At 64.4% G+C, this 15,683-nt stretch carries 11 protein-coding genes; 6 read left to right on the top strand and 5 right to left on the bottom strand.

Features of this window, described 5'->3' with window-relative positions:
* Window positions 1–123: 123 nt before the first annotated feature.
* Complete coding sequence (locus JQ580_RS17920) at window positions 124–1,986, top strand: ATP-binding protein (RefSeq protein ID WP_212281375.1); 1,863 nt, start codon at window positions 124–126, stop codon at window positions 1,984–1,986.
* 9 nt (window positions 1,987–1,995) lie between these two features.
* Here JQ580_RS17920 and JQ580_RS17915 read toward each other — a convergent pair whose 3' ends face one another.
* A complete protein-coding gene (locus JQ580_RS17915) occupies window positions 1,996–3,021 on the bottom strand; it encodes an AraC family transcriptional regulator (protein ID WP_212281374.1) in 1,026 nt (341 codons plus the stop codon).
* Window positions 3,022–3,210: 189 nt separating this feature from the next.
* Here JQ580_RS17915 and JQ580_RS17910 point away from each other — a divergent pair, with 189 nt between their 5' ends.
* The 3 genes from JQ580_RS17910 to JQ580_RS17900 all read left to right on the top strand — a co-directional run bounded on the left by JQ580_RS17910 (window position 3,211) and on the right by JQ580_RS17900 (window position 6,406).
* The gene (locus JQ580_RS17910) at window positions 3,211–3,660 is read left to right on the top strand and encodes a cupin domain-containing protein (protein ID WP_212281373.1); all 450 of its coding nucleotides are present in this window, start codon (window positions 3,211–3,213) and stop codon (window positions 3,658–3,660) included.
* A gap of 99 nt (window positions 3,661–3,759) precedes the next feature.
* On the top strand, window positions 3,760–5,250 hold the full coding sequence (locus JQ580_RS17905) for a flavin-containing monooxygenase (RefSeq protein WP_212281372.1): 1,491 nt from the start codon (window positions 3,760–3,762) through the stop codon (window positions 5,248–5,250).
* 88 nt (window positions 5,251–5,338) lie between these two features.
* Window positions 5,339–6,406: a hypothetical protein gene (locus JQ580_RS17900; RefSeq protein ID WP_212281371.1), complete on the top strand. Its 1,068-nt coding sequence runs from the start codon at window positions 5,339–5,341 to the stop codon at window positions 6,404–6,406.
* 117 nt (window positions 6,407–6,523) lie between these two features.
* Here JQ580_RS17900 and JQ580_RS17895 read toward each other — a convergent pair whose 3' ends face one another.
* From JQ580_RS17895 to JQ580_RS17885, 3 genes are all read right to left on the bottom strand, one after another.
* A complete protein-coding gene (locus tag JQ580_RS17895) occupies window positions 6,524–7,294 on the bottom strand; it encodes an outer membrane protein (RefSeq protein WP_212281370.1) in 771 nt (256 codons plus the stop codon).
* Between the two features lie 208 nt (window positions 7,295–7,502).
* Window positions 7,503–7,685 carry a hypothetical protein gene (locus tag JQ580_RS17890; RefSeq protein ID WP_212281369.1) on the bottom strand — a complete coding sequence of 61 codons (183 nt, stop codon included), beginning with the start codon at window positions 7,683–7,685 and terminating at the stop codon, window positions 7,503–7,505.
* Window positions 7,686–7,835: 150 nt separating this feature from the next.
* Complete coding sequence (locus JQ580_RS17885) at window positions 7,836–8,627, bottom strand: ABC transporter substrate-binding protein (protein ID WP_212281368.1); 792 nt, start codon at window positions 8,625–8,627, stop codon at window positions 7,836–7,838.
* Window positions 8,628–8,861: 234 nt separating this feature from the next.
* Between JQ580_RS17885 and JQ580_RS17880 the strand changes: the two genes are divergently transcribed.
* A complete protein-coding gene (locus JQ580_RS17880; RefSeq protein WP_212281367.1) occupies window positions 8,862–10,055 on the top strand; it encodes an efflux RND transporter periplasmic adaptor subunit in 1,194 nt (397 codons plus the stop codon).
* A gap of 13 nt (window positions 10,056–10,068) precedes the next feature.
* Window positions 10,069–13,227 (top strand): efflux RND transporter permease subunit, encoded by a 3,159-nt coding sequence (locus JQ580_RS17875; protein WP_212281366.1) that lies wholly within the window; start codon window positions 10,069–10,071, stop codon window positions 13,225–13,227.
* Here the strand turns inward: JQ580_RS17875 and JQ580_RS17870 are convergent.
* A complete protein-coding gene (locus JQ580_RS17870; RefSeq protein WP_212281365.1) occupies window positions 13,224–15,479 on the bottom strand; it encodes a cation:proton antiporter domain-containing protein in 2,256 nt (751 codons plus the stop codon). The genes JQ580_RS17875 and JQ580_RS17870 overlap by 4 nt on opposite strands.
* Window positions 15,480–15,683 lie beyond the last annotated feature (204 nt).

Raw genomic sequence — 15,683 nt, 5'->3', positions numbered from 1 at the left:
GCCACCCGGTACCGTCGGAAATTGCCCTCGACGCCGCCTCATTGAATCTGTAGCTCACGTGAGGCCGGAGTCATCCGCCGGGCGGACATGGGAGTCCGTACCGGACGTCGTTGGTGGGAGACCATGAGACCCAGGGGGCTTCTGACACTCGCGATGGCTGCACAGGTCGTCGTGACCGCAGCGGCCATCCTCGCCTCCTATGCCGTGCCCGGACCCGGGTTCGGCAATGCTCAGGTCGCGGCCCTCATCGCAAGCGCCGCCGTTGCCGTCGTGCTCGCGCGGCTCTGCACACGCGCGATTGAGGCGTCAGAGGACAAGCGCGCCGCGACCCAATCGGCCGAGCTGTCGCAGGCCCGCAGCGACGGCGCGCAGATGATGCAAGCCGTCGTCAAGACCGCGCTCGATGCCTTCATCCAGATCGACGACAGCGGCGCTGTGCTTGAGTGGAGTTTTCAGGCCGAAGCCCTGACCGGATGGACGCGCCAGGAGGCGCTCGGCGCTGACGTCGTCGATCTCATCGTCGCCAAGCCGCTGCGCGCCGGCTTCAGGCAACGCATGGCGCGGCTAATTCCGGAATTGTCGGACACACCTTCCGGCCTGCGCTTCGAGCTCAACCTGGTCCACAGGAACGGCGACCAGATCCTGGCCGAGGCTTCCAGCACGGTGTTGCGGCTGGGCGGACGCGTCATCGTCAACACCTTCGTCAGGGACATCACCCGGAAGCGCGCGGCCGAGGAGCAGCTGGTGCAGTCCCAGAAGATGGAAGCGGTCGGACAGCTCACCGGCGGCATTGCGCACGAATTCAACAACATGCTCACCGTGATCACCGGCACGATCGAGATTCTCGCCGACGCCGTCAGGGACAACCCGCCGCTTGCGACCATCACCAAGCTGATCAGCGAGGCCGCAGATCGCGGCGCTGCGCTCACGTCGAGCCTGTTGTCGTTTGCCCGCAAACAGGCGCTGCAGCCGGGCGAGATCGACGTCAACCAACTGCTCGAAGAACTCGCCAAGCTTCTGCTGGCGACCTTCGACAAGAAGATCGAGATCGTCACCCGTCTCGACCGCAACGTCTGGCTCGCCTATGCCGACCGCGGCCAGCTGAGTTCGGCACTGCTCAACCTCGCCATCAACGCCCGCGACGCCATGCTGGACGGCGGCAGACTGACGCTGACGGCGCGCAATGTCGTATTCGGCGTGCGCGAGGCAATTGCGGTCGGCGCCGGCTACGCCGGCGACTATGTCGAGATCGAGATCGCCGATAGCGGCAGCGGCATTCCCCAGGCCATCCTGGAGCGGATCTTCGATCCGTTCTTCTCGACGAAGGAGGTCGGCAAGGGCACCGGTCTCGGGCTCAGCATGGTGTTCGGCTTCGTCAAGCAGTCCGGCGGCGGCCTCAAGGTCGCCTCCGAGGAAGGCCGTGGCACGGTCTTCACGCTCTATTTGCCGAAGGCGGAGATGAGCGCGCTGCGCCCGACCGGCTATGACGACCGCAAGATCGTGGGAGGCAAGGAAACCGTACTCTGCGTCGAGGACGACCGCGACGTCCGCCACTACGTCACCGTCCAGCTCGAAGGCCTCGGCTACAAGGTTATCCCGGCCGCCAATGCGACCGAGGCGCTCGCGATTGCGGCCGAAGGCACGCCGTTCGACCTGCTCTTCACCGACATCGTGATGGCCGGCGGCATGAACGGACGCGAGCTCGCCGAGCAGATGGTGGCGGCGCGGCCGTCACTGCGCGTGCTGTTCACCTCGGGCTACGCCTACGACTCGGTGCACGCGCAAAGCCGCGCCACGATGGGCGCACCGCTCTTGAGAAAGCCCTATCGCAAGGCCGAGCTCGCCCGCATGCTGCGCCGCTGCCTCGACACCGCCGTCGATTCCGCCGGCGACGCGATCCCGACGCCCTACTCGGTGCAGGCCGATGTCGAGGCTTTCCTGCGCAGGCAGGCGGCGGAAGACGACGCGACGCGATCGCGGAAATAGCTCTCTCACCTAGCTCATCCGTCGACGCAGCGTCGCCGAGGGCGTCTCGCCGAATTTTTGGCGATAGGCGCCAGCCATGCGGCCGAGATGGGTAAAGCCGAGGTCGAAGGCGATGTCGGTGATGGAGGCATCGGGCGATCCTTGCCCGAGGCGGGCGTGGAGCTCGGCGAGACGCATATCCAGCAGCATTTGCGAGATCGACAGGCCGAAGTGACGGCGGAAGCCGAGCTGCAGCGCACGGATGCCGATGCCGGAAGCGCAGGCGAGCTGCGCGAGGTCGAGCGGCTCGCCGGCATTGTCGGCCAGGTGCTCCCGCGCCGTGCGGAGTGCGCGCGGCAGCCGCTCGGCCCGCCCTGAGAACGTTTGAATAGCATTCGACAGGCCATGACGCTGGCCGTTGAGCAGGCGATCGAGCAGCAGCTCCCGCCAATCGGCCATCGCGACCGCCGACAGCCGTCCGGAAGGACCGAGACGCTCGGCCAGCAGCATCAGCTCGGCGAGGCTGGTTTTCAGCGCCCGCCCGGCCGGAGTATCCAAATCGATCACTGGATCGAACTCGACCGTGCCTGACACCCTGCCCGACAGCGCGGCTGCGCGCTGTTCGACCATGCGGCGATCGAACAGCAGGATCGCCTGCGCGCAGTCGCGCCACATCATCCGGGTCGGGATCGTCGGCGACAGCAGCGATGCCGTCCGCTCCGGCACGGCCTCGAGCCTGGTCGTGCCGGCGCGAATCAAGGCCGTGCCCGCGAGCGGGACTTGCACCAGGAAAAAGCGCTCGAGGCAGCCGGGATCGATGCCGACCGATCCACCATAGGCGACGTAATTGATCGAGAAGCCGTCGAAGGCGGCGCAATTGTGCCGGGCCGAGAAGCCGGTCGCACGCGCCCTTGCAGGCTTGAGATCGTGTGGGCAGAAGATGCGCCCGATCTGGTCGGCCGCCTCGTCGACATCGTCAGTGGTGACGCGGGCGAAATCCGCGAGCCGTTCAGCCGCCGGCGTCCTTGCGCTCATTTCCAGCACGGCTGCGGACATTATCGATCACGCTTCGCGTCACGGAATTATTTTAAACCTATAATAATTCCCCGCATACGAAAAGGGCGGTATCTGCAAAATCGTCATGCTGCACGGCAGCAGGCGCTTCGCGGATTCGTTTAGCGGATAGACAGGCGCCCCTTTGTTGGCCGAAGCTCCAACCTCGCCGGAATCCAATGGGAGCATGCGATGACTGCACTCGAAAAAGGCATTACCGCTAACGGCACGGGCTATGGCGGCAAAAGCTGGAATATTCTGGGCCAGGTCTATTTCCCCAAGGCCATCACCGACTCCACCTTCGCGTTCGAAACCAACAGCGATCCCGGCCAGTTCGTGCCGGTGCACATCCATCCGACCCAGGACGAGTTCATCCTGGTGCAGGAAGGCACACTCGACCTCAAGCTCGATGGCGTCTGGGTCAAGGCTCATGCCGGCGATCTCGTGCGCATGCCGCGCGGCATCCCGCACGGCTATTTCAACAAATCCGACAAGCCGTGCCGCGCGCTGTTCTGGGTCTCGCCGATGCAGAAGCTGGAGGCGCTGTTCGAGCAGCTGCACAATCTGACCGACCCTGCCGAGGTCGTGCGCATCTCGGCGCTGCACGAGGTCGACTTCCTGCCGCCCGAGGCCAACGACTAGCCTCCTCGTCCATTCATCGGCTTGCAGCACCGCCGGCCGCGCCTAGCGGCCGAACGAGGCCGCTTGCGCGCGAAACACACGTCGATTGCGAGCAATCCCATGGTCAGCCCCAAACATGTCTGCGTGATCGGCGCCGGCGTCTCCGGCCTCGCCGCCGCCAAGGCGTTCTCGAGCCGCGGCCACCGCGTCACCATCGTCGAGCGCAGCGGAGATCTCGGCGGCGTCTGGGAGCCGGCGCGCTCCTATCCCGATGTGCAGACCCAGAGCCCGAAGGAGCTCTATCGCTACACCGACCGCGCCATGCCGGAGGCCTATCCGGAATGGCCGACCGGGCCGCAGGTTCATGCCTATCTCGCCGATTACGCCAAGAGCTTCGGTCTCGACCGCATGCTCCGCCTCGGCATCGAGGTCGCCGGCATGGCGCGGCGCGCAGACGGCAAGCCGGGCTGGACGGTGGCGCTGAAGGCCAAGGACGGCAGAGGCACAAGCGAGGATTTCGATTTCGTCGCGGTCTGCACCGGGCAGTTCAACGAGCCGCGCGAGCTGCATTGCCCCGGCGAGGACGGCTTTGTCGCACAGGGCGGCCAGATCCTGCATTCGTCGAAATACGGCGATCCCGTGCTGGCGAAAGGACGCCGTATCGTCGTGCTCGGCGGCTCGAAATCGGCGACCGACATCGCGGTCAACGCCGTGAAATCGGGCGCGCGCGAGGTGACCATCGTGATGCGCGAGCCGGTCTGGCGCATCCCCTATTTCATCGGCGGGCTCGTCAACTTCAAGCGCATTTTATATATCCGCGCGCAGGAGGAGATGTTTCCGGGTTGGGGCATCAGCGCGATGGGACGGCTCGCGCATCGCATCGCCGCGCCGCTGGTGTGGGCGAACTGGCGCGGGCTGGAGAGCCTGTTGAAGGCACAGCTCAAGCTTGGCCGCTGCAACATGGTGCCGAAGGAGCGGATCGAGGACGGCGTCAACTGCTCGGTGCCGATCGCAACGCCAGGCTTCTATCCAATGGTCGCGGACGGACGCATCAAGGCCGTGTTCGGCACGTTCGATCGTTACGAAGGCGACAGCATCGTGATGAGCGGCGGCGAGCGTGTCGGCGCGGATGTCGCCGTGCTTGCGATCGGCTACAAGCTCGGCGTGCCGTTCCTGCCCGAGGCTTACAGGCAGAAGCTGGTCGACGCCGACGGGCAGTACCGGCTCTACCGCCTGATCGCCAATCCCGATTTGCCCGAGCTCGGCTTCGTCGGCTTCAACTCTTCCTTCTGCACCGTGCTCTGCGCCGACCTCGCCGCCAACTGGCTGGTGCGCTATGCCGACGGCCAGCTCGCCAACCAGCCGACGGCGCGCCAGATGCACGACAACATCGAGATGATGCTGCACTTCAAGCGCGTCGAACGGCCGGCCGCGGGCGTCTATGGCGGCCTCTGCGTCGCGCCCCATCACTTCCGCCATTTCGACGAGCTGATGGCCGACATCGGCGCAAAGACGCAGAAGCGCGGCGGGCTCAGAGGACGCTTCCAGCCGCCGGATGCGGACGCCTATGCGAAATTCCTGGCGACAGCGCCGGATTACCGGGCGGCATAAGAAGTCCGGCTGAGCGGAATTTGCATCTCGCCAGCCCTCGCCTGTGATGCTTACGATCCCCTGGCCACCGAATCGACAGGAACCAGCCATGGGATCCAGACGTCTTGCAATTTTTGCGGCTGTTGCCTTCTTCGTCGCGGTGCCCGCCGTCGCACAACAGCGCGCACTCACTCCGAAGCAATCCGAGGCGGTGGTTGCCTACGACAAGGCGCTCGCCGACTTCAAGTCGATCCTCGCCGAGCGGCGGCGCCAGATCGAGGCGAAGCAGCCGTTGCCGAACCTGCCGGGACAGGCCCTCTATCTCGCCCGCGTTGCGGTCATCAGCACTTACAAGGATCTCACCGATGCCATTCCGTCGCGGATCGGCCGGCCCAACAAGTTCGAGATCCCTCCCGCCTATTTCGATGCCGACATCGAACCGCTGATCGACGAATATTCGAAATTGTTCGACGTCATGGAGGCGCCGCCCGCCAATGCGCAGAATTCGGCGACGCCGTTCAAGGACGTCGTCGATCTCGCCACGGCGATCGCGCGCGCCAAGGGACTTTCGCCTGACCACGCAGCAGCTGCGGGACGCATCAGCCTCGGGCTGTTCTTTGCCGAGACCAACGGCAAGCAAAACGTCCGCAACGGCCGCTCGAACACCTATATGGGCAGTTTCCAGACCGGCCCCTCCGAAGACCGCAACGGCCACAGGAGATGGCAGGCCATCAAGGGCGAGGTCGCCGCGATCGATCCGGCCTTGAGCGCGCGCGACGACAAGGAGGAGGCTCGGGCCCGCGGCACCGATCTCCGCTTCAACCACTGGACCAACGTGCGCGACGGCTTGATGAACGCGCATGCGGATGTGTTCCGCGAGATTCGGGGGATCGTGAAGACGTTGCCCGATGCGATCGACCAGATGAAGCTGTTCGAGCTGATCCAGATCGTGCCGACGCCGACGCGCGCGGCCCTGAAATCGGGTGATCTCCTGAACTACAGGGTGTCGAGCCCCACGGTCATGAAGCACCTGCGCAACAACAGCATCTTTGCGTTTGGACAGGCCGACCGGGCGAAAACCTCGGCCAGCTACCGCGAGATCCTCGCGGCAATGTGGCTGTTCAACCGCAAGTTCGAGAAAGCGATGGCGAAATACGCGGAGATCAGGGGACAGTAGGGTCGCGCCAGGGAAGCCTGTTCGTGCGAAGGGCGACCGGCTTGATCGGTCGCCCTCCTCCTCATTCTTAAGCCGCCGGGATCATTGATGACGAATCCGCGGCCGGACCAGTGGCCCTCAGTAACGCGACAAGCCCGGCCCGCCGAAGCGATAGTTGATACGCGCAGTGACGATATCGAGGTCCTGACCGATGCTGTTGGTCGTGGCAACCCCTGCAGGGGCGGCCGCAAAGCCCAAGGTCCGACGATCGAGGAAGATGTGATCATATTCCACGCCGACCGACCAATTGGGAGCGAAACCGTACTCCACGCCGACGCCGACGGTAGCTCCCCACCGCGTATCGCTGCTGGAGTTGATCAACGCATTGGTTGCCGTGAAGGTGTGGGTATAGCGGCTATCCACTACGGCCGCGCCGCCCTTGGCATAGAGCAGCATGTTGTTCCAAGCCCAACCGACCTGGCCCGTGAAAAGACCGAAGGCACGAACCCGGGAGTTGATGGTGAGGTCGCCCGGCGCGAACACGAAGGCAGGCGACGACACCCGCGATCCGTTCAAGTCGGCCCAATCACCCTGCGCTTCCAATCCGAAAACCCAGGACGCCGACTGCCAGCGATATCCGACCTGACCGCCCGCGACGGCGCCGTCTGCATCGTGACATCCCTCGCTTGCCGTAGCGGGGACACCGGCGAAGCTCACGAAGTCCCAGCAGTTGCGGCTGGTGCCGTATCCGCCGTTGCCGCCGATGTAGAAGCCGCTCCAATCGTAAACCGCCGCGACCGCGGGCGGCGGCGCCTTAACGTAGGGCCTTGCCGCCATATCAGCGGCGTGAGCATGGGTACTCAACGCCAGTGCCGCCACTGCGACACCGGCAAGCATTGTTTTTTTCATGTCTAGTCCCCTTGGGCTGAAATGCCGTAACAACTAGACACCATTGAGCGGCGCTTCGCTGTAACCGTGAAAACACGGGCTGGCTGGACGTTGGGCCACGAGAGTTCCTCCCAACTCTGAACGTTCAGAACGAAAAGCCCAAACAAATCAATGAAGCACAGCGCCGGTGCATTGCGCATTCCGGAACTCAGGCCTGGCAGAGGCGGCGCTATCTGTCTTTCCGCACCGCAAAACGGTTCTTTCGCTTTTCGAACGCGAGGTACTTCTCGATCGTGGCATGAAGTTCATCGGCCAATTCCAACCGCCGCTCAGGTGTGTTGAGGCCACGCTGAAGCTCGAGCACCCGGCCGGCCATTTCCTGGCAGATCTTTGCAAGCGACGTTTGGTTCATAGGACAGCTTCCCTCGACGATTGGAACGAGAGGAAGTCGATCTTGGATCACACCCAGTCCGAGACGAGGAGAACTCGTGCCCGGGCGAAACGATCCTGCAAATGGCCGTAAAGACTAGGCGACCAATCGGGCGTCTCACCCCACTCAAGCCTACTCCGTCCGGATCGGCGCGTCCTTGAGGCCATTATCGTCATAGGCCTTGCGCAGCATGCCGTTGGTCGTCGCCTCCGTCATGAACTTTGTGACGAAGGTCAATGCCTGCTGGTGGCCGAGCGGGACGGCGACGGCCGTCACCGTCTTCTTGAACGTCTCGTCCAGCACCTTTGTCCCCGGAATCTTCTGGGCCATCTTGTTGAGCTGATCGCGCGACAATGCGAAAGCGTCGATCTCGCCGCTCCTCAGCAGCCCGAAGATCTCGTCATAGGTCTGATAGCCCGTGACCTTGGCCTGCTTCAGATGCGCGATGGCGCCACGCATGGTCGTCGTGGCGTTGACGGCGGCGACCTTGATTCCCGGTTGGTCGAGCGTCGCAAAATTGGTGACGTTCGAGCCAGGCTTGACGATGTAGGTGGCGTCCGCGACCTCGTAGATCGGGCCGAACATCATTTTGGTTTCGCGCTCGGGATCCTTCGGGAGCCAGGTGACGTCCCAGGTGCCTTTCGACGCGGCGTCGGTGATCTGCCCGGAATTCTGATGCACGACATATTCGACGGGGACGCCGAGCTGTGCGGCCATCGCCTTGCCGAGATCGACGGGGACGCCGGCATAGCCGGCTTCGGTTTTGGTCGACCAGAACGCCCCGCCTGCGGGACTGATGGCGATCGCGACCCGCAGTCTGCCGGTCGGCGCGATCTCGTCCTTCGAGCCGTCTGCTAGCGCCGGCATGGCGACCATCGCTGCGAGACCGAGGCCGACAAGGGCCGACTGAAGGGACGTTGGCATGTCATGGTCTCCTCACCTTTTCTTCTTGGCTTTACCCGGCCGGCTCATGCGGCCTTTGAGACAATGTGGTCGATCATGCGTCCGGTGAAAAGCGATTTGTCATGACAAAATTCTGTCAGAGGCCACACCACCCTGTGCAGCGCAAGGCCGGAGACTGCCATGGCTATGGTGTTCCACGGCCGGACATTTGTTGATAGCCTGCCGCACCGACAGACGATACTCGGGGGCTACCGAATGACCTCATCGAATCCCGCCTCTCCCGCACGGCGCAACGGAGCGTGGAGACTGGCCGGGCGGACACTGGCCGCCGCTGCGGCCATGGTCGCGCTGGCGGGCTGCGAGGACAAGAACACGTTCGTGGCGCCCCCGCCGCCCAAGGTGGACGTGGCAACGCCGGTGCAGCGCGCCGTGACGCGCTACATCGAGGCCACCGGCAACACCGCGCCAGTCAAGAGCGTCGATCTCGTCGCACGGGTGCAGGGCTTCCTGCAATCGATCGACTATCAGGACGGCACCTTCGTCAAGCAGGGCACCCAGCTGTTCACGATCGAGCCGGAGACCTACAAGCTCAAGTTGGAGCAGGCGCAGGCCGCGGAGGCCGGCGCGCAGGCCTCGCTCCGGCAATCGGAAGCCGATTACAAGCGGCAGGCCGAACTGGTGCAGCGCCAGGCGGTCTCGCAGGCCACGCTCGACAATTCCACCTCGGCGCGCGACAACGCCCAAGCCAATCTGCAGCAGGCGCAGGCCAACACCAAGCTTGCCGAAGTCAATTACGGCTACACCAAGGTGACGGCACCGTTCGACGGCATCGTCAGCGCCCACATGGTCTCGATCGGCGAGCTCGTCGGCGTCTCCTCGCCGACCCAGCTCGCCACGATCGTCGCGATGGATCCGATCTACGTGAACTTCTCCGTCAACGAGCAGGACGTGCTGCGTATCCGCGCCGAAGCGACCCGCCGGGGATTGACGCCAGCCAACCTCAAGCAGTTTCCGATCCAGATCGGCCTCCAAACCGAAGCCGGCTACCCGCACGAGGGCCATCTCGACTACGTCGCGCCGACCCTCAATCAATCGACCGGCACGCTGGCGGTGCGCGGCCTCATGCCCAACGACAAGCGGGTGCTGCTACCCGGCTATTTCGTCAGGGTCCGCGTGCCCTTCGACCAGGAGAAGACCGCCCTGCTCGTCCCCGACACCGCGCTCGGCAGCGACCAGGGCGGCCGCTATCTGCTCGTGGTCAACGGCGACAACGTCGTCGAGCAGCGCAAGGTGCAGATCGGCCCGGTCGACAACGGGCTGCGCGTCATCGAAAGCGGCCTCAAGGCGGACGACCGCGTCGTCATCGCAGGGCTGCTGCGGGTGATCCCGGGCCAGAAGATCGATCCGCAGGTGACGAAGATCGAGCAGCCGCAAGCCTCGAAGAAGTAAGGGGCTTTCAGCCATGATCTCGAAGTTCTTCATCGAGCGGCCGGTCCTCTCGAACGTCATCGCGCTTTTGATGATCCTGATCGGCGGCGTCGCGCTGTTCAATCTCGCCATTGCGCAATACCCCGATGTGGTGCCGCCGACCGTGCAGGTCACCACCCGCTATCCCGGCGCCAGCGCCAAGACCGTGATCGACACCGTCGCGCTGCCGATCGAGCAGCAGGTCAACGGCGTCGAGGACATGCTCTACATGCAGTCCTACAGCGGCTCCGACGGCACCTATACGCTGACCGTGACCTTCAAGATCGGCACCGACCTCAATTTCGCGCAGGTGCTGGTGCAGAACCGCGTTTCCAGCGCGCTGTCGCAACTGCCGCAAGCCGTGCAAAACCAGGGCGTCACCGTGCAGAAGCGGTCGACCTCGATCCTGCTGTTCGTGACCTTGACCTCACCGGACTCCAAGTACGACAGCCTCTATTTGAGCAACTACGCAACGATCAACATCCGCGACGAGCTCTCGCGCCTGCCCGGCGTCGGCAACGTCACGGTGTTCGGTGCCGGCCAGTACTCGATGCGGGTCTGGCTCGATCCCAACAAGCTGCAGGTCCGTGGCCTCGTGCCGCAGGACGTGATCCAGGCGATCCAGCAGCAGAGCCAGCAGGTCGCAGCCGGCCAGGTCGGTGCGCCGCCGACACCGCCGGGCCAGGCGTTCCAGTACACGCTCAACGTCAACGGACGGCTCGACGACACCAGCCAGTTCGAGAACATCATCGTCAAGTCGGGCAGCAGCGGCGATGTCACGCGCGTCCGCGACGTCGGCTGGGTCGAGCTGGGCGCACAGACCTACAGCCAGATCTTCTCGCTCAACAAGCAGCCCGCCGTCGGCATCGGCGTGTTCCAGTCGCCCGGCGCCAACGCGCTCCAGGTTGAGCAGGCCGTCGAGAAGAAGATGGCGGACCTCGCCAAGCGCTTCCCCGAAGGCATCAAATACGACACCCCGTTCGACACCACCAAGTTCGTCGAGGCCTCGGTGCACGAGGTCTACATGACCTTGATCGAGGCCGGCCTGCTGGTACTTGTCGTGATCCTGGTGTTCCTGCAGGACTGGCGCGCGATGCTGGTGCCGGCGACCACGGTGCCTGTCACCATCATCGGCGCCTTTGCCGCGATGGCTGCGCTCGGCTTCACCATCAACATGTCGACGCTGTTTGCGATCGTACTGGCAATCGGAATCGTGGTCGACGACGCCATCGTCGTGGTGGAAGGGGCCGCCCACAACATCGAGCAGGGCATGAACGGCCACGACGCCGCGATCAAGGCAATGGACCAGCTGTTCGCGCCGATCGTCGGGATTACGCTGGTGCTGATCTCGGTGTTCCTGCCCGCCTCGTTCCTCGCCGGGCTGACCGGGCGCATCTACTCGCAATTCGCGCTGGTGATCGCGGCGACCGCGCTGCTCTCCGCCATCAATGCGGCAACGTTGAAGCCGACGCAATGCGCGCTGTGGCTGCGGCCGGCGGTGCCGCCGGAGCAGCGCAATTTCTTCTACCGCGGATTCAACGCAGTCTATGACAAGGTCGAGCGCGGCTATACCAGGCTGATCACCTTCCTGTGCCGGCACGCCACCATCTCCGTTGCGTTCGCGCTGCTGGTCATCGGAGCCAGCGGCTACGGGCTGTCGCGGGTGCCGACCGGCTTCTTGCCGATCGAGGACCAGGGTTATCTGATCGCCGCGATCCAGCTGCCCGACGGCGCAGCACTGGAGCGGACCCAAAAAGTGCTCGACCGGGCCAGCGAGATCATCAAGGAGACACCCGGCGTCCAGCAGGTCATCACCATCGCCGGAATCTCCGCACTCGACAACAGCGCCAGCCTGGCCAATGCCGGCGTCGCCTACATCATCCTGAAGGATTGGGAGGCGCGCAAAGGGCCGGGCGAGGATCTGCGTTCGCTGGTCTACGGGCTCAACGACAAGCTTGCGACCATCATGGAGGCTCGCACCATCGTGCTGCCGCCGCCGCCGATCCAGGGGATCGGGAACGCCGCCGGCTTCTCGATGCAGGTCGAGTTGCGCGACGGCAACAGCGATTTCGCCAAGCTGCAGGCCATCACCGGCGCGATGGTTTCGAACGGCCAGAGCCAGAGCGCGCTGCAGCGCGTTCAGTCCTCGTTCCGCTCGTCGGTGCCGCAGTTCAACGTCGAGATCGACCGGGTCAAGACCCAGACGCTGCACGTGACGACGGACCAGGTATTCTCGGCGCTGTCGACCTATCTCGGCTCGTCCTATGTCAACCAGTTCAACAAGTTCGGCCGCGTGTTCCAGGTCTACACCCAGGCCGATCCCGCCTTCCGCGTCACTGAGCGCGACATCGCCAACATGATGGTGCGCAACTCGAACGGCGACATGATCCCGATCGGCACGGTCGCCAAGATCACGCCGGCCACCGGGCCATCGCTGATCAGCCTCTACAATCTCTATCCGTCCTCGACCGTGATCGGCCTGCCGGCGCAGGGCTATTCGTCCGGACAGTCGCTGAAGCTGATGGAGGAGATCGCCGACAAGACGCTGCCGCCGGGCACCGGCTACGAATGGACCGCGATGTCCTATCAGGAGAAGGCGGTCTCGAACCAGATCTACTGGGTATTCGGGCTCGCCATGCTGCTGGTCTATCTGGTGCTCGCCGGCCAATACGAGAGCTGGTACGCGCCGATCTCGGTGATCCTCGCGGTGCCGCTGTCGCTGCTCGGGCCGATGCTGATCCTGTCCGGGCTGAAGATCGACAATAACCTCTACTGCCAGATCGGCCTGATCCTCTTGATTGCGCTGTCAGCCAAGAACGCGATCCTGATCGTCGAGGTCGGGCTCGAACTGCATGGCCGCGACGGCAAGCCGGTTCTGGAATCCGCGATCGAGGCGGCGCGCGCGCGATTCCGGCCGATCCTGATGACGTCGTTCGCCTTCATCCTCGGCGTCGTGCCGCTGGTGCTCGCCACCGGTGCCGGCGCCAGCGCCCGCAAATCGATCGGCATCACGGTGTTCTCGGGCATGCTGGCCTCGACCTGCCTCGCGGTGCTGTTCGTGCCGGCCTTCTTCGTGGTGGTGCAGCGGTTCGAAAACTGGCGCGCCTCGAAGAAGGCGCCGAAGGCAGAGGCGGTGGCTGAAGTGAAGCCCTAGGCTTTCTCCGCCGCAGCCTTCCGCGTTTCGCCGCTGGACACCAGCAGCACGGACGCTTTCGACTGCCGCAGCACGGCGTCGGCGACCCCGCCAAAGGACAAATGATCGGCCTGGATCCGGTCGACGCCCATGACCACGAGGTCGACGTCGGTCGTGTCGATCTCGCGGAGGATTGCGGCCTCGGGCGCCCGGTTGACGCGCAAGGTCGTGGTGATGTCGATCTCGTAGCGGGCCGCGAGGTCGCTGGTGTCCTTCAAGATGCCCTCCTCCTGACTGAGGCCCCGGGAAGCGCCGCGCTGCGCGCCCTTGTCGCGCGTCGTCGCCACATAGATCACGCGAAGCGAGCCCGATCCAGCCTGCGCCAGCGCGACGGCGACTTCGGCGCCGCGCTTGGACACGCTGCTCCCGGACACCGGAACGAGGATGTTGAGGGCGTCAGGCATCGGCTGCTTCAGATGCTTGCCCTTGGCCGCCACGATTGCGAGCGAGCCATCGAACTCCGCCGCGATGTCCTCGATGCTCCTGTTGAAACGATCTTTGGTGGCAGTGACCTTGTCGACGCCGACCACCAGGAGATCGAATCCCTTCTTGGCCTCGTCCCCGATGGCCTCGCCGAGCGCGGCCTTCCGAACCCGGGTGGTGACGTCGACGCTGCCTGGATCATTGTCTCCGTCCGCCGCCACTTTCTCGGCAGCCTTCTTCACCACCGCCTCGTGGCTGTCCTCGTCGCCCTGATCTTTCACGCGGCTCCCGATATGCAGCACCGTGAGCGGCAGGCCACGCATGCCGGCGATGAGGCCCGCGACGTGGGCTGCGAAGGTTGCGTTGACGCTCTCGTCCACCGCCAGCAGGAAACGTTCGAGATTGGCGACGAAGCCGCGCTTTTCGAACTCCTCGCGCTCGAGGCGCTCCTTCTCCTCCTTGTTCATCGGCAATCTGGCGAGCGCTGCGCGCAGCATCGGCGGCATCGCCATGGTCGTCACGATCGCCATGGTCACGATCATCGTGAACAGGTTCTGGCTGAGCACCCCCATGGTGAGGCCGATGGTAGCGATGATCACCTCGGTCGAGCCGCGCGCGTTCATGCCGCTGGCCAGCGCGAGCGATTCCCTTGTGTTCAGGCCGCCGACGCTGCCGCCGACGAACGCGCCGCCGAATTTGCCGACGCTGGCAATCAGAACGAGCAGTGCGGTCAGCCCTAGCAGATAGGGGTCGCGGAGCGCCGAGAGATCGGCGCTCAGACCGGCAAGGCCGAAGAATACCGGCATGAAGAAGCTCGAGATCAGTCCGCGCAGGCGCTCGTCGATCTGCCGTGTCAGGATCGGGGACTCCCCGACCAGGATGCCGGCCACGAAGGCTCCGAGCACGGTGTGCACGCCTATCAGATGCGTGACCAGCGCCATGCCGCCCATGAGCAGCAGGATCACGGTGATGACGGGAGCGGTACTGACGAGCGTGTCGTTGGCCCAGCGGATCAGCTGAAACACCAGCCAGCGGCCGACGGTGAAACTGACGGCGAGGAAGGCCAGCGTCCCGAGCACCGCCTTGGCGACCGCAGCGATGTCGAGCGTGCCGTGCGAGGCGAGGCTGAAGATGACCGCGATGATGACCCAGCCGATGGTGTCGTCGATGATGGCGGTTGCGATAATGATCTGGCCGACATTGCGGCGCATGAAGTTCATCTCGCGCACGACGACGGCGACGATCTTCACCGAGGAGATCGACAGCGCCGTGCCCATGAATAGCGAGGCGACCAGCCGGGCCTGCGGGTTGGGGAGCAGCGCATCGGGCAGGAATTCACCGAGCGCGAAGCCGCACGCGAACGGCACGAGGATGCCGGCGATCGAAATCGATATCGCCGCCTTGCCGACCTTCTTCACCAGCTTGAGGTCGGTCTCCATGCCCGTCAGCAACAGGAGCAACAGGATGCCCACTTGCGCGATGCCGTCGATCATCGCCTTCTGCTCGGGCGTCTTCGGAAAGATCGCGGCCTGCGCGTCCGGCCAGATCCAGCCGAACAGCGACGGCCCGAGGATGATGCCGGCGAGCAATTCGCCGATCACCGAGGGCTGGCCGATCCGCTGCATGATCTCGCCGAGGCCACGACCGACCGCGATCAGCAGCACGATCTGCACGATCAGCAGGAATTCGGACGGGCCGGCCGCCTTGCCCGTTTCAGCACCGGCCGCGATGGTCGTGAACACAAGCGCCGCTAGGGCAAGCCCGGCCGGACGTAGCAGGCGCGATGGCATGCAGTGAATCCCCCTCACCCCGATCCCGGGGACACGGACCAGAACCCGCGACAGGGGCAGCGGGTTCCAGGCAGGGGCGGCGGCGTGCAACAGCAAAAATTGCGAAAACAACCCCATGCACAGTAGAGATGGGCTTGAAAAGGCTCACGAAAATTTCGGCCTTACCGAAGCGATTTGCATCGTCGGGCAAAACAGGGGTAGAGT

The sequence above is a fragment of the Bradyrhizobium sp. SZCCT0148 genome, from assembly GCF_018129985.1.
GTDB classification, from domain to species: Bacteria; Pseudomonadota; Alphaproteobacteria; order Rhizobiales; family Xanthobacteraceae; genus Bradyrhizobium; species Bradyrhizobium japonicum_H.
Note: the sequence above shows the minus strand (reverse complement) of the source record. Positions and strands in the feature narration are given on the sequence as shown.

Bases quoted from the DNA above. Each gene is read 5' to 3' on its own strand.
- JQ580_RS17920 (WP_212281375.1), top strand. From the start codon at position 124: ATGAGACCCAGGGGGCTTCTGACACTCGCGATGGCTGCACAGGTCGTC.
- JQ580_RS17915 (WP_212281374.1), bottom strand. From the start codon at position 3,021: ATGTCCGCAGCCGTGCTGGAAATGAGCGCAAGGACGCCGGCGGCTGAA.
- JQ580_RS17910 (WP_212281373.1), top strand. From the start codon at position 3,211: ATGACTGCACTCGAAAAAGGCATTACCGCTAACGGCACGGGCTATGGC.
- JQ580_RS17905 (WP_212281372.1), top strand. From the start codon at position 3,760: ATGGTCAGCCCCAAACATGTCTGCGTGATCGGCGCCGGCGTCTCCGGC.
- JQ580_RS17900 (WP_212281371.1), top strand. From the start codon at position 5,339: ATGGGATCCAGACGTCTTGCAATTTTTGCGGCTGTTGCCTTCTTCGTC.
- JQ580_RS17895 (WP_212281370.1), bottom strand. From the start codon at position 7,294: ATGAAAAAAACAATGCTTGCCGGTGTCGCAGTGGCGGCACTGGCGTTG.
- JQ580_RS17890 (WP_212281369.1), bottom strand. From the start codon at position 7,685: ATGAACCAAACGTCGCTTGCAAAGATCTGCCAGGAAATGGCCGGCCGG.
- JQ580_RS17885 (WP_212281368.1), bottom strand. From the start codon at position 8,627: ATGCCAACGTCCCTTCAGTCGGCCCTTGTCGGCCTCGGTCTCGCAGCG.
- JQ580_RS17880 (WP_212281367.1), top strand. From the start codon at position 8,862: ATGACCTCATCGAATCCCGCCTCTCCCGCACGGCGCAACGGAGCGTGG.
- JQ580_RS17875 (WP_212281366.1), top strand. From the start codon at position 10,069: ATGATCTCGAAGTTCTTCATCGAGCGGCCGGTCCTCTCGAACGTCATC.
- JQ580_RS17870 (WP_212281365.1), bottom strand. From the start codon at position 15,479: ATGCCATCGCGCCTGCTACGTCCGGCCGGGCTTGCCCTAGCGGCGCTT.